We start from the raw sequence: 23,908 nt of genomic DNA on the forward strand, positions 1-23,908 counted from the left end.
TTAACCCGGTGCGGCACCCAAGAGCGCCGCACGAAAACCACTTACTGAACGCGCGGCAGCACTTCGAACTGATGGAACGGCGGCGGCGAGCTCAGGGTCCATTCCAGCGTGGTCGCACCCGAACCCCACGGATTGTTCGCAGCCTGTTCCTTGCGGACGAAGGCTTCGATCACGCCGTAGATGAAGATGAGCACGGCAAAGCCGGAGATGTAGGAGCCGATCGACGAGACCAGGTTCCAGCCGGCGAAGGCATCCGGATAATCGACATAGCGGCGCGGCATGCCCGACAGACCGAGGAAGTGCTGCGGGAAGAAGACCAGATTCACGCCAATGAAGGTGACCCAGAAATGCGCCTTGGCGATGGTTTCCGAATACATGTAGCCGAACATCTTCGGGAACCAGTAATACCAGCCGGCGAAGATGGCGAACACCGCGCCCAGCGACAGCACGTAGTGGAAGTGCGCGACCACATAGTAGGTGTCCTGCAGCACGCGATCGACGCCGGCATTGGCCAGCACGACGCCGGTGACGCCGCCGAGGGTGAACAGGAAGATGAAGCCCACGGCCCACAGCATCGGCGCCTTGAACTCGATGGAACCGCCCCACATCGTGGCGATCCAGGAGAAGATCTTCACGCCGGTTGGTACCGCGATGACCATCGTGGCGGCAACGAAGTAGGCCTGCGTCGCCGACGACATGCCCACCGTATACATGTGGTGTGCCCAGACGACGAAGCCGATGCCGCCGATGGCGACCATCGCATAGGCCATGCCGAGATAGCCGAACACCGGCTTCTTCGAGAAGGTCGAGATGATCTGCGAGATCATGCCGAAGCCGGGCAGGATCAGGATGTACACTTCGGGGTGACCGAAGAACCAGAACAGATGCTGGAACAGGATCGGATCGCCACCACCGTCTGCGGCAAAGAACGTGGTGCCGAAGTTACGATCCGTCAGCAGCATGGTGATAGCGCCCGCCAGAACCGGCAGCGACAGCAGCAGCAGGAAAACGGTGACCAGGATCGACCACACAAACAGCGGCATCTTGTGCAGGGTCATGCCCGGCGCGCGCATGTTGAAGATGGTGGTGATGAAGTTGATGGCACCGAGGATCGACGACGCACCGGCGAGATGCAGCGCCAGAATCGCGAAGTCGACGGCGGGACCCGGATGGCCCGATGTCGAGAGCGGCGCATACATGGTCCAGCCGGCACCGACGCCGTTGGCGCCGGGTTCGCCTTCCACGAAGGTGGAGATGATGAGCAGCGCAAAGGCGGCAGGCAGCAGCCAGAACGACACGTTGTTCATGCGCGGGAAGGCCATGTCCGGTGCGCCGATCATCAGCGGCACCATCCAGTTGCCGAAACCGCCGATCATCGCGGGCATCACCATGAAGAAGATCATGATCAGGCCGTGCGAGGTGACGAAGACGTTGTAGGTGTGGCTCTCGTGAAAGATCTGGACGCCCGGATACATCAGCTCGATGCGGATCAGGATCGACATGATGCCGCCGATGACGCCCGCCACGATCGCGAAGATAAGGTACATCGTGCCGATGTCCTTATGGTTCGTCGAATAGACGTAGCGCCGCCACCCCGTCGGATGCGCATGCGCATGATCGTCGTGGGCGTGATCATCGTGAGCCGGTGTTGCCGCGGTCGTTGCCATTTTCAAATCCTGCTTTGTCTTCTTCTGGCAGTCTTTGGACCTTGCGGTCCCCTCGCCCTAATTTCTTACAGTGCGTGCGGAGCCTCGCGGCTCCGTCACCCGCTTACTGCGCCACAGCAGTTCCGGCCGAAGCGTAGGAATTCGCCGGATTGGACGCGAACTTCTTCTTCGCGGTCTCGACCCATGCGGTGAATTCCTGATCGCTGACGACGCGGATCGCGATCGGCATGAACGCGTGATCCTTGCCGCACAGTTCCGAGCACTGGCCGTAGAACATGCCGGTCTTGGTGGCCTTGAACCAAGTCTCGTTCAGACGGCCCGGAACGGCGTCGATCTTGATGCCGAAGGACGGGATCGCGAAGGAATGGATGACGTCGGCGGCGGTCGTCTGCACGCGCACGACCTTGTTCACGGGAACGACGACTTCGTTATCGACGGCAAGCAGGCGTGGCTGCTTGTCGGTGGCCATCAGCGAGTCGAATTCGAACGGACCGTTGTCGGGATAGCTGTAGGTCCAGAACCACTGCTTGCCGGTTGCCTTGATGGTCAGGTCGGCTTTCGGAATATCGAGTTCCAGGAACAGCAGACGGAACGACGGCACCGCCACTGCGACCAGGATCAGAACCGGGATGATGGTCCACGCCACTTCGATCAGCGTATTGTGCGTGGTCTTGGATGCGACCGGGTTGGCCTTGGAGTTGAACTTCATCACCACGATGACGAGAAGTACAAGCACGAACAGTGTGATGGCAGTGATCAGCCAGAGCAGGAAATTATGAAACCAGGTGATGTTCTCCATCACCGGCGTGGCAGCTTCCTGCAGCTTGAATTCCCACGGCGCGGGCTGGCCCATCACCTCTGCGAATGCAGCACCGCCAAAAGCAAGCCCGGCCCCAACAACTGCTAACCCCAGCAACCGGCGGCCAATCTGGCCCCTCGACATCCTCATGCCGCTCGCGCTCCCATATTTACTGTCGCATTTCGGCCTGTCGCCGAATTATGCCGCCCGATCCGCACCCTGCCAATTTGCCAAAACGCCCAAGTGATTGGCCTGGAGGCAGTTGTTAGAATGCGTCGAAATCTAGCCTCTCAAACCATAATTCGCGGTCTGTCGCAATGCAGGAGTGGCGCATCCCGTAATGCATTCGGAGGTATTGAACGAAGGTCGCAATTGCTGCATGAAATCAGGCATAAACAAGCGTGCGGCAGCCGAACGGCGCTTGACAGCGGAATTGTCCGATGTAGGCACAGATCAGGCGATCGGCAGGATGCTGATTCGCGCCTGCGAGCGCTTTCGTGGCTCCGTGGATGCCTTCAAGGCGCCGTCATTGCCGTATCATTCCGTGGTCTGGAAAAATCCTCCGGACAGACAGCGTCAAGCGTGCTGCCCTGGACTACGACCACCACGTCACCGCCTAAGGAATCGACCCGGATGGGGCACTCGAAGTTGCTGCATAAACCGACCCTGAACCGCCCGGCCCGCGGGATCGCAGGCTGGCGCCGGCTGGCGCTCGGTTGTCTGGCCCTGGCAGCGATCGCCGCCGTCCCGGCTACCGCCCACGCCCAGGGCGCGGTGCGCTCGGTCCATGGCGACTGGCAGATCCGCTGCGACACCCCGCCCGGCGCCCAGGCCGAACAATGTGCCCTGATCCAGAGCGTGGTGGCGGAAGACCGCTCCAATGCCGGCCTGACCGTGATCGTGCTGAAGACCGCCGACCAGAAGAGCAAGCTGATGCGCGTGGTGGCGCCGCTCGGCGTGCTGCTGCCGTCAGGCCTCGGCCTCAAGCTCGATAATCAGGATGTCGGCCGCGCCGGCTTCGTGCGCTGCCTGCCCAATGGCTGCGTTGCCGAAGTCGTGATGGACGACAAGCTGCTCGCCCAGCTCCGCACCGCCAAGACCGCCACCTTCATCATCTTCGAAACGCCCGAAGAAGGAATCGGCTTCCCGCTCAGCCTCAACGGCATCGGCGAGGGTTACGACAAGCTGCCCTGATCGGCAGCGTTGCGTCCTACTCTCCGGGCACCAATCCGGGAGCACGGCGATCGCGGCGGCTTGGTCGCGACGCGGCGCGCAGGCGGCGGCGCGAGAAATACAGGATGAAGCCGGTCACGGTGAACAGCGGCATCAAGGCCGCGGCCAGCAAGAACACGATGCGGCCGGGCAGCCCCAGGAATGCACCGGTGTGGATGTGCAGCACCGCGGCCAGAATGCGCTCACCGAATGTCTTGTCGTTGTAGAGCTCTGCCGACACCATGCGGCCGGTCACGCCATCGATGCGGAAATCGTCGCGCGCTTCATCGAATGACGCATCCTTTGCCACCGAGCGGATACGCACCACACTGCCCGGCTCGTTCGGCACCTGCATGATCGCCATCGCATAGCGGCTGCCTTGATCGGCCAGAAACGTCGACCAGACCTTATCGAGTGACGGAGTCGCAGGCGCATCAGCGGCAGGTGCTTTGGCGCCCCCCTTTGCTCCACGCATGGCCGGCGCACTCGCAGCGGGCTTGCTCGACAGCAACCAGGTGGCGCTGGCCTTGTACCAGTCGAACGACCACCAGAGGCCGGTGAGAATGGTCACCAGATAGACCGGCAGCAACCACGTGCCGACGACGCTGTGCAGCGACCTGTGAAACGGACGGCCGGGTATCGCCAGATTAGGCTTCAGCCAGGCCTTGATGCTGCGGATACGGCGCGGCCAGCGCAGCACCATCCCGGAGACCAGCAATACGAACAGGCCAAGCACCGCGACGCCGGTGATCAGACGGCCATAGCCATTGCCGTTGCCCGGCAGCAGCAGAAAGCGATGCAGATTGCGCAGCGTCGCGAAGAAACTCTCCCCCTGCATCGCCGAGACGACGCGGCCATCATAGGGATCGACATAGACCGAGGAGCGCTCTCCAGTCTCGCTGCGGGCAAAGCGCATACGCACCGCCACACCCGGTTCGCTCGAAAAGACGATGAGACCAACCTTGCCCGCCCCCGGCACCGCCTGAACCCGCGACACCAGCGCATCGGGTCCGAGCATCGGCGCCGGCCGCGGATCTACCTTCGTCACATCGCGATTGAGCGCGGCAACGATTTCGTCCTCGAAGCTCAGCATGGCGCCGGTCAGACCGATCAGACCCAGGATCAGCGAGATCGCCAGGCCGATGATGGAATGGACTTGCAGGAAGGCGGATTTGGTTCGTGAGGCCATGAAAAGCGATGATTGCCAGAAGAGACTGTCCTGCAAGGAATACCGTTAGCGCAGGATGCGTGCTGGGAGGTCTACCGCAACGCAGCTTGAGGCGCACCGGAGTGCAGTTTGTAATAGCTCCAAGGTAGCGGCCGTCGGCGCGGCTTCCATCGCTGCCAGAGGAGCCCGTCGACTATGAGCAGGCCTCCCTTTTTGTGAACACAGCACCTATCTTGTGCCTTAATCGCCTGTATCGTCGCGAGGTTACGCCGTTGTAAGGGGACCAATCCCGAGGTTGCCGCTACAACGCGAAACCGGCGAAGCCGCCCGTCTCTGACGCAGATTTGGGCGCAAACACGTCCGTTAATTTGGAGCCCGCATGACCAGCCCAGCCACCACCTCCCTGATCGACCGCGCCAATCTGGACCGCGACGAAGTTCGCCGCGAGCTCATGCGGGGGCTCCAGGGAGCTGACGATGGCGAGCTGTTTCTCGAATACAGCCAGTCCGAGGCGCTCGGTTTCGACAACGGCCGGCTGAAGCAGGCCACCTACGACACCGCGCAGGGTTTCGGCCTCCGCGCCGTCAAGGACGATGCGGTCGGCTACGCCCATTCTTCCGATGTCTCGATCCCGGCGCTGATCCGTGCGGCTGATGCGGTCAATGCGGTCCGTGGCGGCTATGCGGGCACCTTCGCGGCGGCGCCCTCGCACACCAATGTGCGGCTCTATAGTGACGACAATCCGCTGGACGCGCCGGGCTTCGAGGCCAAGGTCAAGCTGCTGGCCGAGATCGACGCCTATGTGCGCGACAAGGATCCGCGCGTCCGCCAGGTTTCAGTCTCTCTCGGCGCCACCTGGCAGGTGGTGGAAATCCTGCGCCCGGACGGCGAGAGCTATCGCGACATTCGCCCGCTGGTGCGCGTGAACATCTCCGTCGTCGCCGGTCAGGGTGATCGGCAGGAAAGCGGCTCGAAGGGCTATGGCGGCCGCGAGGGCTATGCGCGCTTCATCGAGAGCGGTTCGTGGCGCACGGCAGCCGACGGCGCGCTACGCGAGGCACTGGTCAATCTTGAATCGATCCCGGCCCCTGCCGGCGAAATGGACGTGGTGCTCGGACCAGGCTGGCCCGGTGTGATGCTGCATGAAGCCGTCGGCCACGGGCTCGAAGGCGATTTCAATCGCAAGCAGACCTCGGCTTTTGCCGGCCTGATGGGTCAGCAGGTTGCTGCCAAGGGCGTCACTGTCGTCGATGACGGCACCATCTCGTCGCGCCGCGGTTCGCTGTCGATCGACGACGAGGGCACACCGACCAACCGCACCACACTGATCGAGGATGGCATCCTCGTCGGCTACATGCAGGACCGCCAGAACGCGCGCCTGATGGGCATGAAGCCGACCGGCAACGGCCGCCGTCAGGGCTATGCCCATGTGCCGATGCCGCGCATGACCAACACCTACATGCTGGCCGGCCAGCGCGATCCCGCCGAGATCCTCGCCTCCGTGAAGAACGGCATCTATGCGGTGAACTTCGGCGGCGGCCAGGTCGACATAACCTCCGGCAAATACGTGTTTCAGTGCACCGAGGCCTACAAGATCGAGAACGGCAAGATCGGAGCGCCTTTGAAAGGTGCGATGATGATTGGCAACGGCCCGACCGACCTGCATCGCATCAGCATGATCGGCAACGATCTCGCGCTCGATGACGGCATCGGCACTTGCGGCAAGCATGGCCAGGGCGTGCCGGTCGGCGTCGGCCAGCCGACGCTGCGCATGGACAAAGTAACCATCGGAGGAACGGGCCAGTGACCACGGATACGGAAACCACAACGGTGACATCGACGGCCAAGCGCTGGTCCGGCCAGATCGCGCAGATCGCCGCGATCGTCGGCATCGTATTCGTCGCCAAGGGCGCCCTCGCCGAACCGTTCTATGTGCCGTCCGCCTCCATGGAGCCGACACTGCTGATCGGCGACGCGCTGCTGGCGACAAAGTTTCCCTACGGCTATTCGACAGCCTCGCTGCCGATCCATGTCTCCCTTCCCGAGACCGGCCGCGTCTTCGCGACCACGCCGAAGCGCGGCGATGTCGTGGTGTTTCGCTGGCCCGGCGACCGCTCCCAGGTCTGGGTCAAGCGTGTGATCGGCCTGCCCGGTGACCGCGTCGAACTGCGTGGCGGTCAGGTCTGGCTCAATGGCGTCGCGACTTCGGTGAAGGCCGACGGCATCGGTGCCGCGGAAGACGACAGCGGCGGCTCCGAACCGGCGCATCGTTATGTCGAAACCCTGCCCGGCGGCGTGTCGCATCCGATCTTTAAGCTGCGTGACAACGGCCGCCTCGACAACACGCCGGAGGTCACGGTGCCGCCCGACCATCTGTTCGTGATGGGCGACAACCGCGACAACTCAGCCGACAGCCGCGTACCGGTAAGCCAGGGCGGTGTCGGCCTGCTGCCGATGGATAATCTTGTCGGCCGCGTCGATGCCATTGTCGGCTCATGGGATCTCGGCGTGCGCAGCCAGCCGGTCGCGAATTGGCTGTCTGGCTTCCGCATGGCGCGGTTCTTCACCGGGGTGCATTGAGCGCCGCGACAGCTGCGCGCTGGCTGGCCATGTGGCCTGAACTCAAGCGTCAATCTCCGGAAGCTTGGCATCTCGATATGACCGGCGAGGCAGGGCCGCTATGACGTACGACGACATCCGCAAACTGGCGCTGTCATGGCCCGAGGTTGAGGACGGCACGTCCTACGGCACACCGGCTCTCAAAGTGCGCAAGAAACTGCTGGTGCGACTAAAGGAAGACGGCGACTCGCTGGTGATGCCCGGCGTTCCGCGGGACGAGCGCGACATGCTCGTCGAGAACGAACCGAAGATCTTCTATTTCACCGATCACTATCGCGATTATCCGATGGTGCTGATCCGCCTCTCCAAGGCGAAGCGCGCTCTGGTCGAACCGCTCTTGCGACGACAGTGGCTGGCGCTGGCCTCAAAGGCTGCGCGCAAGGCGTTCGAGACCGAAGGCTCTTCCCGTCAGAAATAGGCAATCGCGCGGCCGCATATGGCGACCGCGAACCAGATGGCCATTGATGCCAGCGCGCCTTGCCGCGCGCCCGCAGGCATCGGTGACAGCGGCGGCAACGCGGCGATCTTCGGCATGATGATCGCCTCGACCCAGACGACATTGAATAAGCCCAGCGCGATCAGAGCCGCCTTGATCTGAAATACGCGGTTCAGCACGACATGGCTCGCTTCGGCGGTAAACAGAATGCCGCCGGTGAGCACGAGGCCGAGAAATCCGGCAATGGCAAAGCGGCGCGCCCTGCGCAGCAGCAGGGCAGGCTGAGTGGCGGCAAGGCCTCCCGCGAGCCGGACATCGATTACCGCAATGGCACCAGCGAAGCACATCAGCGCAACGATGTGGCCGATATTGGCGGACATATAGAGCCAGCGCGATTGCCGGATCGCAGCGCCAATTGCGGACGCTTCCATGGCCATGAAGATTGCGGGCGCGCCCTCGGTCATGGGCCGGACGCTATCGCAATTCGTAGGTTTTGCCGTCCACGGTGATGCGCTCGGCGCGCATCTCGTCCTTCTCGACGGTGGATGGATAGCCGAACGCCGAGACCATCTTGCCGACAGCCACGACATCGGCAGATGCTCCGCGCGCCGTCATGCGGGAGGTCGGCGCAAGAGTGACGGTCCAGGCCTTGTCGGCCCCCTTGATCATGATAGTCGCGTGCGGGTTCTCGAATTTGGTGCTTTCGACAGGACCGTTCACGGTGACCGGATTGGCGGCGTCGTAGCTGCCCCATCCGTGATGGGCGACGGCGGCGACTGTCGTAACAGAAATCAGTAATCCAGCGAATGTTACTGCGGGCAGGAGACGCGTCATGGCTCAACTCCCTTCGTTGCTGGAATGCTACCTCACAACGCCCGAGATGAAACCCGGTTTTCGCCGCGGCGGCTTGATGTCGTTCTTCAGGAAGCAGCGCGCATTCTTGCCGGCATAACCGGGCCGCGCAAAGGTCCAGGCGCGGCATTTATTGTCGCCCTGGCAGGCATCGCGGCAGGCGTCGCCATGCTCGACCTTGTCATCGTTCTTGATCTCAAACGAACGATAGTCGCCGCCAAAACGATCAGTCGAGGTTTCCACCGGACCGGTGCGCGGCTCGATGACACCGGCACCACGCACGCCGGAGACGCAGCAATAGCTCTCGATCCGCGGCGGGACCTTGTCTTTCAGCCAGCACACTGCGTTTTCGGAATTGTCGCTCGGGTAGTTGAAGCTCCAGGCACGGCACTTCTTGTCACGCTCGCAGATCAGCGCGCATTCGGCGGGATCGCCGGACAGCGAGACCGAGCGCGAATAGTCGCCGCCAGGACGATCGAAATTGGTTTGCGCCTGGGCGGGCGTAACGGCTGCGAGCAACAGCATGGCGAGGGCTGTCAGACACGCTCTGAACAGGTTCCTCGGCATGCAGGATGACTTTCAGCGGTTTGCAAACGGCGTAAGAAGGACGCCATTGGAACGCCGGTCACCTGTACCGCTGATGAACAGATTTTCAGCTTCACCAAGCCGCTGATCTAGAAGCAGTATTCCTTATAGGCTGGCACCACCGAGCCACCCCAAGCGCCATGGAACCTGTCGAGCATCTGCTCGGCCGGAGTCTTTCCGGAATCCAGTATCCGATCGAGTGCCTCCAGATGGTGGGACTCATCGCGGCCGTGCGCGTCGAGTTTGCCGCGCCGGCGCAGGCCACCATGGGCCAGCTGCAGACACTCTTTGGCGATTTCGAACAGATACCGATCCTTGATCTTCGCCTTGAAGCCCAACTTCGGCACATCGTCGCGCAACGCCTGTCGCTCCGCCGTAGTCCAGTTCTTGACGATATCCCAGGCCGCATTGAGGGCGCTGTCATCATAAAGCAATCCGACCCAGAACGCCGACAGTGCCGGCAAACGATCCGACGGCACGCCATCGGCGCCGCGCATCTCGAGATAGCGCTTGAGGCGGACTTCCGGGAAAATCGTCGAGAGATGATTGGCCCAATCCGAGAGAGTGGGTCGCTCGCCGGGTATCTTTTCGTTCTTGCCCGCGAAGAAATCGCGGAACGACGAGCCGGACACGTCGATGTAAGTGTCGCCGCGCTTGACGAAATACATGGGAACATCCAGCGCGTAATCGACCCAGCGCTCGAAGCCCATACCGTCTTCGAACGCCCAGGGGATCATGCCGGAGCGCGCATTGTCGGTGTCGCGCCAGACTTCGGACCGGAACGACAGGAAGCCGTTCGGCTTGCCTTCGGTGAACGGCGAATTGGCGAACAAGGCGGTCGCGATCGGCTGCAGCGCAACGGAGACGCGGAGCTTCTTGACCATGTCCGCTTCCGAGGAAAAATCGAGATTGGTCTGCACCGTGCAGGTCCGGTACATCATGTCCAGACCGTACTGGCCCACTTTGGGCATGTAGTTGGTCATGATCTTGTAGCGGCCCTTGGGCATCACCGGAATCTGCGCGCGCGACCACGAGGGCGTGAGACCGAGACCCAGAAAGCCGATGCCGAGCGGCGTCGCCACTTCACGCACCTGCGCCAGATGCGCCATCAGTTCTGACTGCGTCTGGTGGACTGTCTCCACCGGCGCGCCCGACAATTCAAACTGGCCGCCGGGCTCGAGCGAGATTGCGCCGCCGCCGGTGACGTCATAGAGGCCGATGATATTGCCGGCTTCCATGATCGGCTCCCAGCCGAGCAGGTGCTTCATACCGTCGAGCACCGCGCCGATGCCGCGCGGTCCTTCGTAAGGCACGGGATTGTGACCGACCAGCGTGAACGGCGTCTTCTCGTGTTCGGTGCCGATGCGGAATTCCGATGGCGGCTTCACGCCCGCCGCCAGCCACGCCACGAGTTCGTCGCGCGATTGCAGCGGCGTCATATCGATTTGGTCACGCGCCATGGAAATTCCGAATGAAAGGCGCTGCAATCTGTTGCGCGCGGTGTCGGGAACGCCCGCGGCCCGTGCGGGTCGCGAACGCAGGCAAAAATTTAAGGTTCATCGCGCCGGCGCGGCGTCTCTGGCGGCCGGCGATGTCACTGTCGATGCCGCTTCTTGGCACGCGCAGCCGAGCCGGTCGAGCAGGCCGCACAGTTTTGCTGCATCTGCGTCGGACAGTTTCGAGCCGACATGTTTCTCGATCGCCGTTGAATAGGCGCAGCCCATCTTCTTGTGCAACTCGCGCCCGGCAGCCGTGATCTCGACGAACAGGCCGCGCTTGTCCATCTTGCATTCGCGGCGCGCGGCCAAGCCTTCATCGACCAGACGGTCGATCAGCCGCGACGTCGAATATTGCGGTATCAGCATCTGCTTTTCGAGCTCGACCGGGCGCATCTCGCCAGTCGGCGAGCGCGACAGCTCGGCCAGCGCGTCGTACCATGCGAGCGGTGGAAAACCGGCGCGCTTGAGGTCCTGCTCGACGCCGTCCAGCACCCGGCTCTGGATGCGCATCAGGCGGATCCAGGCGGCTGTCGCCTCGGTGGAAGGTTTACGTTTCATGGCTCAGTCCAAATGGTGGCGGCACCCTAGCCCATTTGATGCAGCTGCATCAATCTTGACTCTTTCATGCAGATGCATTTAGTCACCCTCGTGGTTAAACCAATGTCTTCAGGGAGGAATTTTCGATGAAGCTGTATTATTCGCCGGGCGCCTGCTCGCTCTCCCCTCATATCGCACTTCTCGAAGCCGGCCTGCCTTACGATCTCGTGAAGGTCGACCTCAAAGCCAAGAAGCTGGAAAATGGCGACGACTATCTCGCCATCAACCCCAAGGGCCAGGTGCCGGCCCTCGGCCTCGACAACGGTGAGCTCGTGACCGAAGGTCCGGTCATCGTGCAGTACATCGCCGACAAGGCGGCCGCCAAGAATCTGGCGCCGGCTCATGGCAGCGACGAGCGCCGCCAGCTGCAGGAGTTTCTTGGCTTCATCAATGGCGAGCTGCACAAGAATTTCAGCCCGCTGTTCCAGCCGGTATTCGACGACGAGGTCAAAGGCTTCTTCAAGACCCGCCTGATGGGCAAGTTCAAATATCTCGACAGCCATCTGGCGGGTAAGGACTACCTGCTGGGCAAGGATTTCAGCGTCGCCGACGGCTATCTGTTCGTGATGCTGAAATGGGCCGACCGGATGAGCATCGATCTCTCCGAGTTCAAGAACCTGATGGCCTATAAGGATCGCGTCGCTGCCCGCCCGCAGGTGCAGGCCGCGCTGGAGAAGGAAGGCCTGATGAAGGCAGCGTAAGCTGCGGTTTCATTGAGCGAGAATGCGAAAGGGCCGGATCGATGATCCGGCCCTTTTTTGTTTGTCTGTTTTTTTGAAAAGCGAAGCCGCAAATGCCGTAGTCCCCTCCCCCTTGCGGGGAGGGTTAGGGTGGGGGTGACACAAACGCCGGAGCTTGGGGTTCCCCCCTCCCCGGCCCTCCCCCGCAAGGGGGGAGGGAGCACTGCTGTCCGTGTTACGCCGCCGCCAGTTTCTTCGGCGGAAAGCGCCCGTAGAACGTCTCGCCCTTGGCGGCCATCTCTTCGAGCAGCTTCGGCGGGGTAAAGCGGGAGCCATACTTCGCCTCAAGCTTGTGGCAGAGCTCGACGAACTTCTTGGTACCCATGAAGTCGATATAGCTCAGCGTACCGCCGGTGAACGGCGCGAAACCGAAACCGAGGATCGAGCCGACATCTGCCTCGCGCGGATCGACGATCACGTGATCCTCGACGGTGCGCGCGGCTTCCACCGCCTGCACCACCAGGAAGCGCTGTTTCAGCTCTTCGACATCGAGCGTATCGGGATCGACCGGCTTCGGCAGCAGCGGAGCGATGCCCTTCCAGAGAGCTTTCGAGCCCTTGCCCTTCGGCGGATACTCGTAAAAGCCCTTGCCGTTCTTGCGGCCGAAGCGCTCCTGCTTCTCCACCATCTCGACGATCAGCTTCTTCTGCGCCTGATCGACGGCCTGCGAACCCAAATCGGCTTCGGTGGCCTTCATGATCTTCAGCACGAGGTCGAGCGCAATCTCGTCCGACAGCGACAGTGGCCCGACCGGCATGCCGGCCATCTTGGCGGTGTTCTCGATCATCGCCGGCGGCACGCCTTCAAGCAGCATTTCCAGGCCCTCGGCCGTGAAACGCAGTACACAGCGATTGGCGAAGAAGCCGCGGGAGTCGTTGACGACAATGGGCGTCTTGCCGATGACGCGGACATAATCCAGCGCGGTGGCCAGCGCGACGTCGCCGGTGTTCTTGCCGACAATGATCTCCACCAGCATCATCTTCTCGACCGGCGAGAAGAAGTGAATGCCAATGAACTTGGACTGGTCGGCGAACTCCTCAGCGAGCGAGTTGATCGGCAGCGTCGAGGTATTGGACGCAATGATCGCGCCTTCCTTGAGCAGCGGCTGCACCTTCTTGTAGATCTCGGCCTTCACGGCGCGGTCCTCGAACACGGCTTCGATGACGAGGTCGCATTCCTTGATCACATCAAAGTCGGCAGTCGCGGTGATCCTCGCCATCAGCGCGGTCTTATCCGCCTCCTTGGCGCGGCCCTTGGCGATCAGGCCATCGATGGCAGCGATGCAGTGACCGAGGCCCTTGTCGGCGCTGGCCTGATCGCGATCAATCAGCACGACCTCTATACCACCGCGCGCGGAGACGAAGCCGACACTGGCACCCATAAAGCCGGCGCCGATGATAGCGAGCTTCTTCACCTTGGTCGGCGGCACGTTCTGCGGACGACGCGCGCCCTTGTTAAGCTCCTGCATCGACAGGAACAGGCTGCGGATCATCGCCGCCGCTTCCTTGGTCTGCAGGATATGCGCAAACTGACGGGACTCAACACGGAGCGCCGCATCCATCGGCAGCTGCAGGCCTTCATAGACGCACTGCATGACCGCGCGGGCGGCCGGATAATTGTCGAAAGTCTCGCGGCGATAGATCGCATTGCCAGCGGGGAACATCATCATGCCCTGCTTGGAATAGACGGGGCCGCCGGGCAGCTTGAAGCCCTTCTCGTCCCAGGGCGCGACGGGTTTGCCGCCAGCCTTGATCCATTCCTTGGCAGCCGAGATGAGATCGGCCGATGGCACCACCGCGCCGACGATGCCCATCGCCTTCGCCTTGACGAGATTGATCGCCTCACCCTTCAGCAGCATCTGCATCGTGTCCTGCGGCTGCAACATGCGCGCGAGGCGCTGCGTGCCCCCGCCACCTGGGAATAGACCGACCTTGATCTCGGGCAGACCGAGACGCGTCTTCGGGTTCTCAGCCGCAACGCGATAGTGGCAGGCCAGCGTCAGCTCGAACGCGCCGCCGAGCGCAAGACCGTTGATGGCCGCGACCCATGGCTTGCCCGATGTTTCAATCTTGCGCAGGGTCAGCGACAGCTTGCGGCTCTCATCGAACAGCATCTGCTGCGCGGCTTCCTCGCCCTTGGCTACCTTGGTCTCGGCGAACACCTTGCCCATGCCTTCCAGCATCGACAGATCGGCACCGGCCGAGAAAGCTTCCTTGCCGGAGGTGATGACGACACCCTTCACGGCGGCATCCGCAGTCGTCTGATCGACAATGGCGCCGAGTTCCTCGATGGTCGCCACGTCGAGCACGTTCATCGAACGGCCGGCAATATCCCAGGTGACGAGGGCGATGCCATCGGCGTCGGTCTCAACCTTGAAATTCTTGAAGGTCATGTTGGCCGCTCCTTACACGCGTTCGATGATGGTGGCGGTGCCCATGCCGCCGCCGATGCAGAGGGTGACGAGGGCCGTCGACTTGTTAGTGCGCTCGAGTTCGTCCAGCACAGTGCCAAGGATCATCGCGCCGGTGGCACCGAGCGGATGGCCCATGGCGATGGCGCCGCCGCAGACATTGATCTTCTCATTGTCGATCTCGAATGCCTGGATGAAGCGCAGCACCACCGAGGCGAAGGCCTCGTTGAGCTCGAACAGATCGATGTCCGACAGCTTCATGCCGGAACGCTCCAGCACCTTCTTGGTGACATCCACCGGACCGGTGAGCATCATCGCCGGCTCGGAACCGATATTGGCGAAAGCGCGGATCTTCGCGCGCGGCTTGAGGCCGGCCTTTTTGCCGGCCGCTTCGCTCCCGAGCAGCACCGCGCCAGCGCCATCGACGATACCCGACGAGTTGCCGGCGTGATGGACGTAGTTGATGCCTTCGATTTCCGGATGCGACTGGATAGCCACCGCATCGAAGCCGCCCATCTGCGCCATCGTTACGAAGGACGGCTGCAGCGCGGCCAGCGACTGCATCGTCGTGGACGGACGCATATGCTCGTCCTTGGCCAGAATGGTGAGGCCATTGATGTCCTTGACCGGGATCACCGAGTTCTTGAAGCGGCCCTCGTCCCAGGCCTTGGCAGCGCGCTGCTGGCTCTGCACCGAATAGGCATCGACGTCATCGCGGGAGAACCCGTATTTGGTTGCGATCAGATCGGCCGAAACGCCCTGGGGCATGAAATAGGCGGGAACGGCGATCGACGGATCGACCGGCCATGCGCCACCGGCAGCACCAATGCCGACGCGGCTCATGCTCTCGGCACCGCCGCCAATGGTCATGTCGTGCTGGCCAGACATGATCTGCGCCGCGGCGAAGTTCACGGCGTCGAGGCCGGAAGCACAGAACCGGTTGATCTGGATGCCCGGCACGTCATTGCCGTAGCCGGCCGAGAGGGCCGCCATGCGCGCGATATCGCCACCGGCTTCGCCGACCGGATCGACCACGCCGAGGATGACGTCATCGATGGTGCCCGGCTGCAGGTTGTTGCGCTCCTTCAGAGCCTTCAGCGGTGCGGTGGCGAGCGCCAGCGCCGTCACCTCATGCAGCGAGCCATCGGCCTTGCCGCGGCCGCGCGGCGTGCGAACGTGATCGTAGATATATGCCTCGGGCATTCATTCTCTCCCGGTTGTCGGATAGTTGATCTATCGGCTCGTCATTGCGAGGAGCACTTGCGACGAAGCAATCCAGTCTTCGCTTGTGGCTTTCTGGATTGCTTCGCTGCGCTCGCAATGACGGCGTGTGTTGGTGATGACAGAGTACTTATTAATCTCAGAACGCTTCCGCCGGAAGCTCCATCGTCGTCGCGCTGCCGGTCTGGATGCGGGCGAGATGAAGGGCGGTCTCGGGCAACATCCGCTCCATGAAGAAGCGGCCGGTGACCAGCTTGGTTGTCAGATAGGGCGTCGCGCCATCAGTGGCAATCTTGTCCTGCGCGACCTTCGCCATTTTCGCCCACATGTAAGCAAAGGCCGTGAGACCGAACAGCTGCATGTAGTCGGTCGCGCCCGCGCCGGCATTGTCGGGCTTGGCCATGGCGTTGTTCATCAGCCACATGGTCGCCTGCTGCAGATGACCGAGCGCGTTCGAGAGCGGATCGAGGTAAGGCTTCATCGCTTCGTCGCCGCCGTGCTCCTTGGCAAAGGCTGCAACCTCGCCAAAGAACGCCATAGCCGCACGGCCACCGTCGCGTGGCAGCTTGCGGCCGACGAGATCGAGTGCCTGAATGCCGTTGGCGCCTTCATAGATCATGGCGATACGCGCGTCGCGGACGAACTGTTCCATGCCCCATTCGGCGATATAGCCGTGACCGCCGAACATCTGCTGCGCCGACACCGCATTGGCGAAACCGCCATCGGTGAGGATGCCCTTCAGTACTGGCGTCATCAGGCCCATGTGATCGTCGGCGGCCTGGCGCTCCTTCGGATCGTCGGAGCGATGCGCAACGTCGCTCTTCAGCGCGGTCCACACCACCATCGCGCGGGCGGCTTCGTTGAAGGCGCGGATGGTCAGCAGCGTGCGGCGCACGTCCGGATGCACCATGATGGAATCGGCCGGCTTGTCCGGCGACTTCGGACCTGTCAGCGAACGGCCCTGCAGGCGGTCCTTCGCATAGGCGACCGCGTTCTGATAGGCGACTTCCGACTGCGCGAGACCCTGCACGGCAACGCCGAGACGGGCTTCGTTCATCATCACGAACATGCCCTGCATGCCCTTGTTCTCTTCGCCGATCAGCCAGCCGGTGGCGCCGTCGTAATTCATCACGCAGGTGGAGTTGCCGTGGATGCCCATCTTGTGCTCGATCGAGCCGCACATCACGCCGTTGCGTGCACCGAGCGATCCGTCCGCGTTGACCAGGAACTTCGGCACGACAAACAGCGACACGCCCTTGATGCCGGCTGGTGCACCCTCGATGCGGGCCAGCACCAGATGGATGATATTGTCGGCAAGATCGTGCTCACCGGCGGAGATGAAGATCTTGGTGCCGGAAATCTTGTAGCTGCCGTCCGGCTGCGGCGCGGCCTTGGTGCGCAAAAGACCCAGATCCGTGCCGCAATGCGGCTCGGTGAGGTTCATGGTGCCGGTCCATTCGCCGGCGACCATCTTGGGCAGGAACATCGATTTCTGCTCGGGCTTGCCGTGCACGATGAGTGCTGCGGTCGCACCCATGGTGAGGCCGCCATACATCGAGAACGCCATATTGGCGGAGATCTGAAATTCGGCGACGGTCTGCGACAGCGTCACCGGCAGGCCCTGGCCGCCGAATTCAGCGGGAGCCGAGAGGCCGAGCCAGCCGCCCTCGGCGACCTGCTTGTAGGCTTCCTTGAAGCCTTTCGGCGTGGTCACGCTGCCATCATCGTTGCGCTTGCAGCCTTCGAGATCGCCGACACGATTCAGCGGCTGCAGCACGTTTTCGCTGAGCTTGGCGGCTTCGCCCAAAATTGCTTCGCGCACATCGGCTGACGCGTCAGCAAAGCCGGGCAGATTGTTGTAGCGATCGAACTGAAACACGTCGTTGAGCAGGAAGCCGACGTCTTCGAGCGGGGCTTTGTAGCTGGGCATGGAATTCTCTCGGTTTGAATTCGATTGATCGGATGATACGGCGCCGCCGTGTCAGATTTACGCAATTGTTATCGGAGATGAAGCAAGCAGCTGGCGGCTCATTGCCGCGCCAATTCCTCGCCCATCAACCGGTGCAAAAGGTTGATGGCCTTGAGCGGCCTGACCATCACCTTGAAGTGGGTAATGCGCCCATCATCGGCGAAGGTGATCATGTCGACGCCATTGATTTTGATGCCTTCGATCTCGTTCTCGAATTCGAGCACCGCGCCGTTGTCGCTGCGCCATTCGCCTTTGTAAGCGAAGCCGGGGCCACCCAGCACTTTCTCTGCAGTCGTCAGATACTTGAACACGATCTCACGGCCCCGCTGCGGCGCATGCACGACCGGGCTTTCGAACACGGCATCCGGATGCAGCAGGTCCCACAGCATCGCCCGGTCATGAGACCGCATGAAGCTGTACCATCTATCGAGGCCGGTCATACTCATTTGCGATCTCCGCACGAGGCAAGTGACAATTGCGAGAAGTGGATGCGGGACAGAAGGCAACGGTTTGCGGATGGCATGTTCACCTCAAACACCTGATGTAATCGTGCCGAACGCGATCAGCGCGACCGCCGCCGCCATCAGCATCCAGCCTGGATGACGGCCGTGCGTCGCCCAGAAATTGAACACGGCCCCAAACAAATAAGTGCCACCGACCAGCAGGCTGATCGCGAGCCGGGCATCACGGTCCAACACATTGGCGGCGATAACCAACGCTATTCCGCCAAGAAACCAGACAACCGTACTAAAATGCAGCAGCGGAGCCACCAGGCGTCGCGTTGTGCCGGAAAAGCGCCTGTCCGCCATCGCAATCGCCTCGAATGGCCTGACCATGAGGCGCTGAATCAGAATGCCGTGGAACACAGCTACACCGGCCCCGATCACCCCCGCCACGCCGAGCGCTGTATTCTGCCAGACCATCTCCATACACCTCTGCATGGACGTTAACGCCAGAGCGTGGATTTCGTCAATACACATGTGTATGGTCGGGGAATGGATGACCAACTGACCAAGGACCGCCTGACGCGCTCGGCCTGGCTCGACCACGGGCTGAGAATCCTCGCGCGGCAGGGCGCCGACGCGTTGAAGGTCGGCGCACTGGCAACCGGGCTGAACGTGTCACGGGGAAGTTTCTATTGGCATTTCAAGGATATATCCGAGTTTCGGCTACAGCTTCTGCAGCGTTGGCAAGAGCGGACGACAGATCAGGTGATCGAGGGGATCGATGCGTCGATCGTGGGAGCCGCACGTCTGACCCACCTGATGAAGCTCGCCTTCAACGAAGATCGCAGCCTGGACCGCGCGATCCGTGCGATGGCCTCGACCGACGCAGACGTCGCCAAAATGGTCGCTTCGGTCGATGCCCGACGCGTTGGCTACATGGCAAAATGGCTGATCGAAGCCGGGGTCGAAAGCCAGCGGGCGCTGCCGCGGGCCGAGTTTCTCTATTGGGCCTATATCGGCCAGTCGGCGGTGATGGACCCGCGCCACAGCGCCATCACCGAACTGGATGTCGACGATTTGAGTGCGCTGTTTACGCGCTGACGCCGAAGCCAGAGACATCCGATCCTACCTGCAAATCGGCGCAAGTGTATCAGCGAGTTAACTTTTAAGGCTGGCCGAGCCCGATCCTTAACCCGTTATTTACCCTAACCCTGAAAAGTCCGGATCAGAGGCAGACGACCCGCGCACGTTACGATTGTCTTCACAATGGGACGCGCGGGGGAGGCTGCAGGCGCTGGTGGGCGTCAAGCTCGGAACCGGACCAAAGCATGAATTCGCGCGTATCGTGGAGTGTTGACGGGATTGAGCCATCGGTCCGCGAGCGGGCCGAAGCTGCGGCGCGCCGTGCCGGCATGTCGCTCGGCGACTGGCTGAACTCGACCATCGGCGAAGCCCCCCCGCGCTACAACTCGCCCAACGCACGCCCGCGCGACCAGGAACGCCCCCTCACCCCGCGTGCGGCGCTGCCGCAGCGCGACGCTGCCGATGTCGTCGAAATCCACGAGCGGCTCGACGCCATTGCCCGGCAGATCGAACTGTTCTCGAAGCCTGCACAGCGCAACAGCGAGCCGGGCGTTGCGCGCCAGCTCAACGATGCGATTTCACGGCTCGATGCGCGCCTGTCGCAGATCAGCGAGCCCACTCACCGCCAGCCCCATATGCCGCCACAGCAGCCGCGTATCGATATGGTCGAGCGTGCCGCCAATCAGGTCTATAGCGCCTCACCGCCGATCGATCCGTTCTCGCTGGACTTCGCCATCGCCGAGATTGCCGCCCGCCAGGGTGAGCTCGACGGCACGCCGCGCATGGCCCCGCGCAGCGCGCCGCCGATTGCACCGTCATTTGTACAGCCGCCTTACGCACAACCTGCCGCGCCGCCGCAGAGCTTCATGCCGGACATGTCTGGCCTGGAACGCCAGCTGTTCCAGATCACGACCAAGATCGATGCGCTGCAGCGCCCGGACAATAATATCGAGCAGTCGATCGCGGCGTTCCGCGGCGAACTTGCCGACATCCGCAACGTCATCACCGAAGCGATGCCGCGTCGCGCGATTGAATCAATCGAGAACGAGATCCGTGAACTCGGCCGCCGCATCGACGACACCCGCCACAGCGGCATCGACGGCGACGTGCTGGCCAATCTCGAACGCGCACTGGCCGACATCCACAAGACGCTGACCACGCTGACGCCGGCCGAACAGCTTGCAGGCTTCGACGAGGCGATCCGCAATCTCGGCGGCAAGATCGACTTGATCGTGCGCTCGAGCAACGATCCCGGCACCATGGAGCAGCTACAGGGCGCGATCGCCGCGCTACGCGCCATCGTTTCCAACGTCGCTTCCAACGAAGCGCTCGGCCGTCTCAGCGACGACCTGCAGACGCTGTCGTCGAAGGTCGATCAGCTCGCACGCGCCGACAACAGCGATTCCTTTGCCGCGCTCGAGGCGCGCATCATGACGCTGACGGCAGCGCTGGAAAATCGCGAGCGCCCGGCTGTCATGGCCAGTTCCGATCATCTGGAAACCGCATTGCGGACACTGTCGGAGCGTCTCGACCATATGCCGGTGGGCAATGACTCGTCGTCGGCCTTCGCGCATCTCGAACAGCGCGTCTCCTATCTGCTCGAGCGGATGGAGAGCATCACCGATACGCGCGGCAACAATCTCGGCCGCGTCGAGGACGGGCTGCAGGACATCCTGCGCCATCTCGAACGCCAGCAGTCGATGTTCGCCGGGCTGGACGATCCCCGCAGCAAGGCGCCATCGGTCGATCCCGGGCTGGTCGACACGATCAAGCGCGAATTGTCCGACATGCGCTTCAGCCAGTCGGAAACCGACCGCCACACGCAGGATTCGCTTGAGGTCGTGCACTCCACGCTCGGCCATGTGGTCGATCGCCTCGCAAGGATCGAGGGCGATCTGCGCGCGGTCAGCGCCGCGCCTGCCAAGCAATCCGCGCCCGTTGCAACGCCCGCTCCGACCCCGCGCCCGGCGAGTGCACCAGCCGTTTCGGTGCCGGCTCCACCGCGTCCGCAGATGCCCAATCCGGTGAAGCCACAGGCTGCACCGTCGCAGGTCGAGGTGCGTCCGCCGCAGGTGCATTTCGATGCCGCACCGCGCGACTTCGCCGCGACTGCGATCTCGCACGAACCGGCATCGGCCTTCCCGATGCCGAAGGCGATCAGCGACATTCTCGATCCACCGCCCGCGCCAAAGCCGGTCGCGCAGTCTGCATCCGCTGCCGAGCGTTCCTCGCCGCGCCCGATGGTTGACCCGGCTTTGCCTCCGGATCATCCGCTCGAACCCGGCACGCGTCCGCAGGGCCGCGGCGCATCGCCATCTGAACGCATCGCCGCGTCGGAAGACGCGATCAGCGAAATCGCCATCGATGCCCCCGAACAGGCCACCGCGTCGAGTTTCATTGCTGCCGCACGTCGCGCCGCACAGGCCGCCGCCGCAACCGGCAACGACAAGTCCAGGTCTGACAAATCCAGGACCGACAAATCGAAGGCCACCAAACTCGGGCCGCAGCTTCCCGATAGCGAAAAGTCGTCCTCCACGATCGGCTCGAAGATCCGCTCGCTGCTGGTCGGCGCCAGCGTGGTCGTGATCGTGCTCGGCTCGTTCAAGATGGCGATGACGCTGCTGGACAGTGGCTCGCCGGCGCCGGTGGCCGAGAATATTCACTCGGCACCGCCGCTGCAGCTGAACGCGCCTGAGCCGGCCGAAATCCAGAGCAAGCCTGCTGCACCCGCGCCGGCCACGCCGTCGATGACATCGCCGACCCCGATCGGCAAGCAGTCGCTGATCGCCCCACCGCCCGCCACCGTCGAGCCTGCGCCTCAGCCGGTACCACAGGCTGCGCCTGTGCCATATGTGTCGCCCGATGTGACCGGCAGCATTGCCGCGCCGCAGGCCGGCGCCGCCGGGCCGGTGCTGCCATCCAGTGGCCAGAAGATCACCACAGCCTCGATCCCCGCCGGCGAGCGTCTGCCCGAGACCATCGGCAGCACCACGTTGCGCAACGCGGCGCTTAAGGGCGACGCCTCGGCCGCGTTCGAAATCGGCGTCCGCTACGCCGAGGGCAAGGGCGTGGCGCAGAACTACGACGAAGCTGCCAAGTGGTATGACCGCGCGGCGCAGGCCAATGTCGTGCCGGCCATGTTCCGCCTGGGCGCACTGTTCGAGAAGGGCCTTGGCGCGAAGAAGGATCTCGACGTCGCCCGCCGCTATTACGTGCTCGCCGCCGACCGTGGTAACGCCAAGGCGATGCACAATCTCGCCGTGCTCGATGCCGATGGCGGCACCAAGGGCGCCAACTACAAGAGCGCGTCGTACTGGTTCCGCAAGGCCGCCGATCGCGGCGTTGCCGACAGCCAGTTCAATCTCGGCATTCTCTATGCCCGCGGCATCGGCGTCGAACAGAACCTCGCCGAGAGCTTCAAGTGGTTCAGCCTCGCCGCAGCCCAGGGCGACGTCGATGCCGGCCGCAAGCGCGATGACATCGCCAAGCGCCTCGATCCGCAATCGCTGGCCGCGGCCAGGCTGGCGGTCCAGACTTTCGCGCCGGAAGGCCAGCCCGAAGACGCCATTAACGTGGCCACTCCCGCGGGCGGTTGGGATGCCACGCCGGCACAGGCCGGGGCGAAAGCATCGATGGGCAAGCGGGCTGCACGCTAAGCCAGATTTCTGGACCGCCGGATCGAACCGACGGTCTTATTTCCTCAACAAACCTTCAGCAGACTTGACGCGGTGAAGTGTGCGCCGAGCCGGACTGAACGACGAGGAAATGGATTTGTCTTTTCGGAACGACGACACATCGGGGGACGCGGAACGCCCATCAGGGATCCCTACGGTCAACCCCTGGGCCGCACGTCCCGCCGAGCCGCCTGCCCCATCGCAGCCTCCGCCGCCCGAGGCACCGCGCAGCAAATGGTTCAACTGGCCCTCGGTCGCATTCGCAGTCGTGATATTCGGCGGCATCGGCGCGCAGGCCTATCAGGAGCTCTCCAAACCGGAGGCCTGGGCCTATTGGAAAGACCTCTATGTCTCGCCGAGCATGGCGTCTTCGGAGGTCGCAAGTCTCGATCCGGACAATTCAGGCCGTGGCCGCCCGGCGCTAGCGATCACGGGCGAGATCGGCCCGGCCACTGCGAGCTGGTTTCGCGAAAAGCTCGATGAAGCCAAACTCACGCCCGGCGATACCGTATTGCTGTCGTCTCCGGGCGGAAACGTCGGCCAGGCCATCATCATGGGCGAGATCATCCGTGCTCGTGGGCTGACCACCGCCGTGGGCACGGTGGATTCGACGGGCCGCATCAAGCCGTCCTACTGCGCCAGCGCCTGCGTGATGACCTATGCCGGCGGCAAGGCCCGCATCGGCGTCGAGGGCTCAAAGCTGGGCGTTCACCGCTTCGTGTCGCCCAAGCCGGGGGCAGATCCTGTTGCGTCCGCGCAGCGCACCATGGGCTATGTGCTGAGCTACATGACCAAGATGGGGGTGGCTTCGTCGGTCGTCGAGGCGATGTCAGCCACCGAGAAAATCCGCTGGCTCGGCACCAGCGAGGCCGCCGCCATGAACCTCGTTACCGATCCGGCCATGAAGTCCTGACGCCGCCGGCCTGCGCCT

At 62.8% G+C, this 23,908-nt stretch carries 21 protein-coding genes; 8 read left to right on the plus strand and 13 right to left on the minus strand.

Translation table 11 applies throughout. The annotated features are described in order from the left end of the window. Positions 1-41: 41 nt before the first annotated feature. The gene (gene ctaD, locus AB8A33_RS24685; protein WP_068732612.1) at positions 42-1,667 is read right to left on the minus strand and encodes a cytochrome c oxidase subunit I; all 1,626 of its coding nucleotides are present in this window, start codon (positions 1,665-1,667) and stop codon (positions 42-44) included. 103 nt (positions 1,668-1,770) lie between these two features. Beyond that, positions 1,771-2,616 (minus strand): cytochrome c oxidase subunit II, encoded by an 846-nt coding sequence (gene coxB / locus AB8A33_RS24690; RefSeq protein ID WP_089266828.1) that lies wholly within the window; start codon positions 2,614-2,616, stop codon positions 1,771-1,773. 483 nt (positions 2,617-3,099) lie between these two features. Here coxB and AB8A33_RS24695 point away from each other — a divergent pair, with 483 nt between their 5' ends. Next, positions 3,100-3,660, plus strand: a complete 561-nt coding sequence (locus tag AB8A33_RS24695) for an invasion associated locus B family protein (protein WP_439095165.1) — start codon at positions 3,100-3,102, stop codon at positions 3,658-3,660. 16 nt (positions 3,661-3,676) lie between these two features. Here the strand turns inward: AB8A33_RS24695 and AB8A33_RS24700 are convergent, their stop codons facing one another. Further along, complete coding sequence (locus AB8A33_RS24700) at positions 3,677-4,867, minus strand: PepSY-associated TM helix domain-containing protein (protein WP_439095166.1); 1,191 nt, start codon at positions 4,865-4,867, stop codon at positions 3,677-3,679. 358 nt (positions 4,868-5,225) lie between these two features. Here AB8A33_RS24700 and tldD point away from each other — a divergent pair, with 358 nt between their 5' ends. The 3 genes from tldD to AB8A33_RS24715 all read left to right on the plus strand — a co-directional run bounded on the left by tldD (position 5,226) and on the right by AB8A33_RS24715 (position 7,883). Next, a complete protein-coding gene (tldD, locus tag AB8A33_RS24705; RefSeq protein WP_089266822.1) occupies positions 5,226-6,653 on the plus strand; it encodes a metalloprotease TldD in 1,428 nt (475 codons plus the stop codon). Beyond that, on the plus strand, positions 6,650-7,426 hold the full coding sequence (gene lepB / locus AB8A33_RS24710; RefSeq protein WP_439095168.1) for a signal peptidase I: 777 nt from the start codon (positions 6,650-6,652) through the stop codon (positions 7,424-7,426). The genes tldD and lepB overlap by 4 nt, the downstream gene beginning before the upstream one ends. 100 nt (positions 7,427-7,526) lie before the next feature. Then, entirely contained in the window at positions 7,527-7,883 is a 357-nt protein-coding gene (locus AB8A33_RS24715; RefSeq protein ID WP_439095170.1) for an MmcQ/YjbR family DNA-binding protein, read from the plus strand. Here AB8A33_RS24715 and AB8A33_RS24720 read toward each other — a convergent pair. The 5 genes from AB8A33_RS24720 to AB8A33_RS24740 all read right to left on the minus strand — a co-directional run bounded on the left by AB8A33_RS24720 (position 7,874) and on the right by AB8A33_RS24740 (position 11,395). After that, the gene (locus AB8A33_RS24720) at positions 7,874-8,365 is read right to left on the minus strand and encodes a DUF6644 family protein (protein ID WP_439095171.1); all 492 of its coding nucleotides are present in this window, start codon (positions 8,363-8,365) and stop codon (positions 7,874-7,876) included. The two genes, AB8A33_RS24715 and AB8A33_RS24720, sit on opposite strands and share 10 nt — an antisense overlap. Before the next feature lie 10 nt (positions 8,366-8,375). Next, positions 8,376-8,735, minus strand: a complete 360-nt coding sequence (locus AB8A33_RS24725) for a DUF6152 family protein (protein ID WP_439095173.1) — start codon at positions 8,733-8,735, stop codon at positions 8,376-8,378. Positions 8,736-8,762: 27 nt separating this feature from the next. Beyond that, positions 8,763-9,278 carry a PAN domain-containing protein gene (locus tag AB8A33_RS24730; protein WP_439095174.1) on the minus strand — a complete coding sequence of 172 codons (516 nt, stop codon included), beginning with the start codon at positions 9,276-9,278 and terminating at the stop codon, positions 8,763-8,765. 149 nt (positions 9,279-9,427) lie between these two features. After that, complete coding sequence (locus AB8A33_RS24735) at positions 9,428-10,798, minus strand: glutamate--cysteine ligase (protein ID WP_439095176.1); 1,371 nt, start codon at positions 10,796-10,798, stop codon at positions 9,428-9,430. Between the two features lie 96 nt (positions 10,799-10,894). Continuing rightward, positions 10,895-11,395 (minus strand): MarR family winged helix-turn-helix transcriptional regulator, encoded by a 501-nt coding sequence (locus tag AB8A33_RS24740; protein WP_068732586.1) that lies wholly within the window; start codon positions 11,393-11,395, stop codon positions 10,895-10,897. Between the two features lie 125 nt (positions 11,396-11,520). On the opposite strand from AB8A33_RS24740, the gene gstA reads away from it, so the two are divergent. Beyond that, positions 11,521-12,135, plus strand: coding sequence for a glutathione transferase GstA (gene gstA, locus AB8A33_RS24745; protein ID WP_439095177.1), 615 nt, complete (start codon positions 11,521-11,523; stop codon positions 12,133-12,135). Positions 12,136-12,349: 214 nt separating this feature from the next. Here the strand turns inward: gstA and AB8A33_RS24750 are convergent, their stop codons facing one another. The 5 genes from AB8A33_RS24750 to AB8A33_RS24770 all read right to left on the minus strand — a co-directional run bounded on the left by AB8A33_RS24750 (position 12,350) and on the right by AB8A33_RS24770 (position 18,703). Continuing rightward, positions 12,350-14,566, minus strand: a complete 2,217-nt coding sequence (locus AB8A33_RS24750; protein WP_439095179.1) for a 3-hydroxyacyl-CoA dehydrogenase NAD-binding domain-containing protein — start codon at positions 14,564-14,566, stop codon at positions 12,350-12,352. Between the two features lie 12 nt (positions 14,567-14,578). Continuing rightward, complete coding sequence (locus AB8A33_RS24755; RefSeq protein ID WP_439095180.1) at positions 14,579-15,787, minus strand: acetyl-CoA C-acetyltransferase; 1,209 nt, start codon at positions 15,785-15,787, stop codon at positions 14,579-14,581. 157 nt (positions 15,788-15,944) lie between these two features. After that, complete coding sequence (locus tag AB8A33_RS24760) at positions 15,945-17,735, minus strand: acyl-CoA dehydrogenase C-terminal domain-containing protein (protein WP_439095182.1); 1,791 nt, start codon at positions 17,733-17,735, stop codon at positions 15,945-15,947. Positions 17,736-17,833: 98 nt separating this feature from the next. Continuing rightward, positions 17,834-18,220, minus strand: coding sequence for a nuclear transport factor 2 family protein (locus AB8A33_RS24765; protein ID WP_068732577.1), 387 nt, complete (start codon positions 18,218-18,220; stop codon positions 17,834-17,836). A gap of 84 nt (positions 18,221-18,304) precedes the next feature. Beyond that, positions 18,305-18,703, minus strand: coding sequence for a hypothetical protein (locus AB8A33_RS24770; protein ID WP_439095183.1), 399 nt, complete (start codon positions 18,701-18,703; stop codon positions 18,305-18,307). Between the two features lie 66 nt (positions 18,704-18,769). Between AB8A33_RS24770 and AB8A33_RS24775 the strand changes: the two genes are divergently transcribed. The 3 genes from AB8A33_RS24775 (at position 18,770) to AB8A33_RS24785 (ending at position 23,890) form a co-directional block, all read left to right on the plus strand. Further along, positions 18,770-19,321 (plus strand): TetR/AcrR family transcriptional regulator, encoded by a 552-nt coding sequence (locus AB8A33_RS24775; RefSeq protein WP_439095185.1) that lies wholly within the window; start codon positions 18,770-18,772, stop codon positions 19,319-19,321. A 227-nt stretch (positions 19,322-19,548) separates the two neighbouring features. After that, positions 19,549-22,959, plus strand: coding sequence for a hypothetical protein (locus tag AB8A33_RS24780; RefSeq protein WP_439095186.1), 3,411 nt, complete (start codon positions 19,549-19,551; stop codon positions 22,957-22,959). A gap of 109 nt (positions 22,960-23,068) precedes the next feature. Beyond that, positions 23,069-23,890, plus strand: coding sequence for a hypothetical protein (locus AB8A33_RS24785; protein ID WP_439095187.1), 822 nt, complete (start codon positions 23,069-23,071; stop codon positions 23,888-23,890). Positions 23,891-23,908: the final 18 nt, after the last annotated feature.

This window comes from Tardiphaga sp. 813_E8_N1_3, from assembly GCF_051811025.1.
Taxonomy (GTDB): domain Bacteria; phylum Pseudomonadota; class Alphaproteobacteria; order Rhizobiales; family Xanthobacteraceae; genus Tardiphaga.

Excerpts from the sequence above, each read along its gene's own strand:
- ctaD (WP_068732612.1), bottom strand. The coding sequence starts at position 1,667 with ATGGCAACGACCGCGGCAACACCGGCTCACGATGATCACGCCCACGAC.
- coxB (WP_089266828.1), bottom strand. The coding sequence starts at position 2,616 with ATGAGGATGTCGAGGGGCCAGATTGGCCGCCGGTTGCTGGGGTTAGCA.
- AB8A33_RS24695 (WP_439095165.1), top strand. The coding sequence starts at position 3,100 with ATGGGGCACTCGAAGTTGCTGCATAAACCGACCCTGAACCGCCCGGCC.
- AB8A33_RS24700 (WP_439095166.1), bottom strand. The coding sequence starts at position 4,867 with ATGGCCTCACGAACCAAATCCGCCTTCCTGCAAGTCCATTCCATCATC.
- tldD (WP_089266822.1), top strand. The coding sequence starts at position 5,226 with ATGACCAGCCCAGCCACCACCTCCCTGATCGACCGCGCCAATCTGGAC.
- AB8A33_RS24715 (WP_439095170.1), top strand. The coding sequence starts at position 7,527 with ATGACGTACGACGACATCCGCAAACTGGCGCTGTCATGGCCCGAGGTT.
- AB8A33_RS24720 (WP_439095171.1), bottom strand. The coding sequence starts at position 8,365 with ATGACCGAGGGCGCGCCCGCAATCTTCATGGCCATGGAAGCGTCCGCA.
- AB8A33_RS24725 (WP_439095173.1), bottom strand. The coding sequence starts at position 8,735 with ATGACGCGTCTCCTGCCCGCAGTAACATTCGCTGGATTACTGATTTCT.
- AB8A33_RS24730 (WP_439095174.1), bottom strand. The coding sequence starts at position 9,278 with ATGCTGTTGCTCGCAGCCGTTACGCCCGCCCAGGCGCAAACCAATTTC.
- AB8A33_RS24735 (WP_439095176.1), bottom strand. The coding sequence starts at position 10,798 with ATGGCGCGTGACCAAATCGATATGACGCCGCTGCAATCGCGCGACGAA.
- AB8A33_RS24740 (WP_068732586.1), bottom strand. The coding sequence starts at position 11,395 with ATGAAACGTAAACCTTCCACCGAGGCGACAGCCGCCTGGATCCGCCTG.
- gstA (WP_439095177.1), top strand. The coding sequence starts at position 11,521 with ATGAAGCTGTATTATTCGCCGGGCGCCTGCTCGCTCTCCCCTCATATC.
- AB8A33_RS24750 (WP_439095179.1), bottom strand. The coding sequence starts at position 14,566 with ATGACCTTCAAGAATTTCAAGGTTGAGACCGACGCCGATGGCATCGCC.
- AB8A33_RS24755 (WP_439095180.1), bottom strand. The coding sequence starts at position 15,787 with ATGCCCGAGGCATATATCTACGATCACGTTCGCACGCCGCGCGGCCGC.
- AB8A33_RS24760 (WP_439095182.1), bottom strand. The coding sequence starts at position 17,735 with ATGCCCAGCTACAAAGCCCCGCTCGAAGACGTCGGCTTCCTGCTCAAC.
- AB8A33_RS24765 (WP_068732577.1), bottom strand. The coding sequence starts at position 18,220 with ATGAGTATGACCGGCCTCGATAGATGGTACAGCTTCATGCGGTCTCAT.
- AB8A33_RS24770 (WP_439095183.1), bottom strand. The coding sequence starts at position 18,703 with ATGGAGATGGTCTGGCAGAATACAGCGCTCGGCGTGGCGGGGGTGATC.
- AB8A33_RS24775 (WP_439095185.1), top strand. The coding sequence starts at position 18,770 with ATGGATGACCAACTGACCAAGGACCGCCTGACGCGCTCGGCCTGGCTC.
- AB8A33_RS24780 (WP_439095186.1), top strand. The coding sequence starts at position 19,549 with ATGAATTCGCGCGTATCGTGGAGTGTTGACGGGATTGAGCCATCGGTC.
- AB8A33_RS24785 (WP_439095187.1), top strand. The coding sequence starts at position 23,069 with ATGGATTTGTCTTTTCGGAACGACGACACATCGGGGGACGCGGAACGC.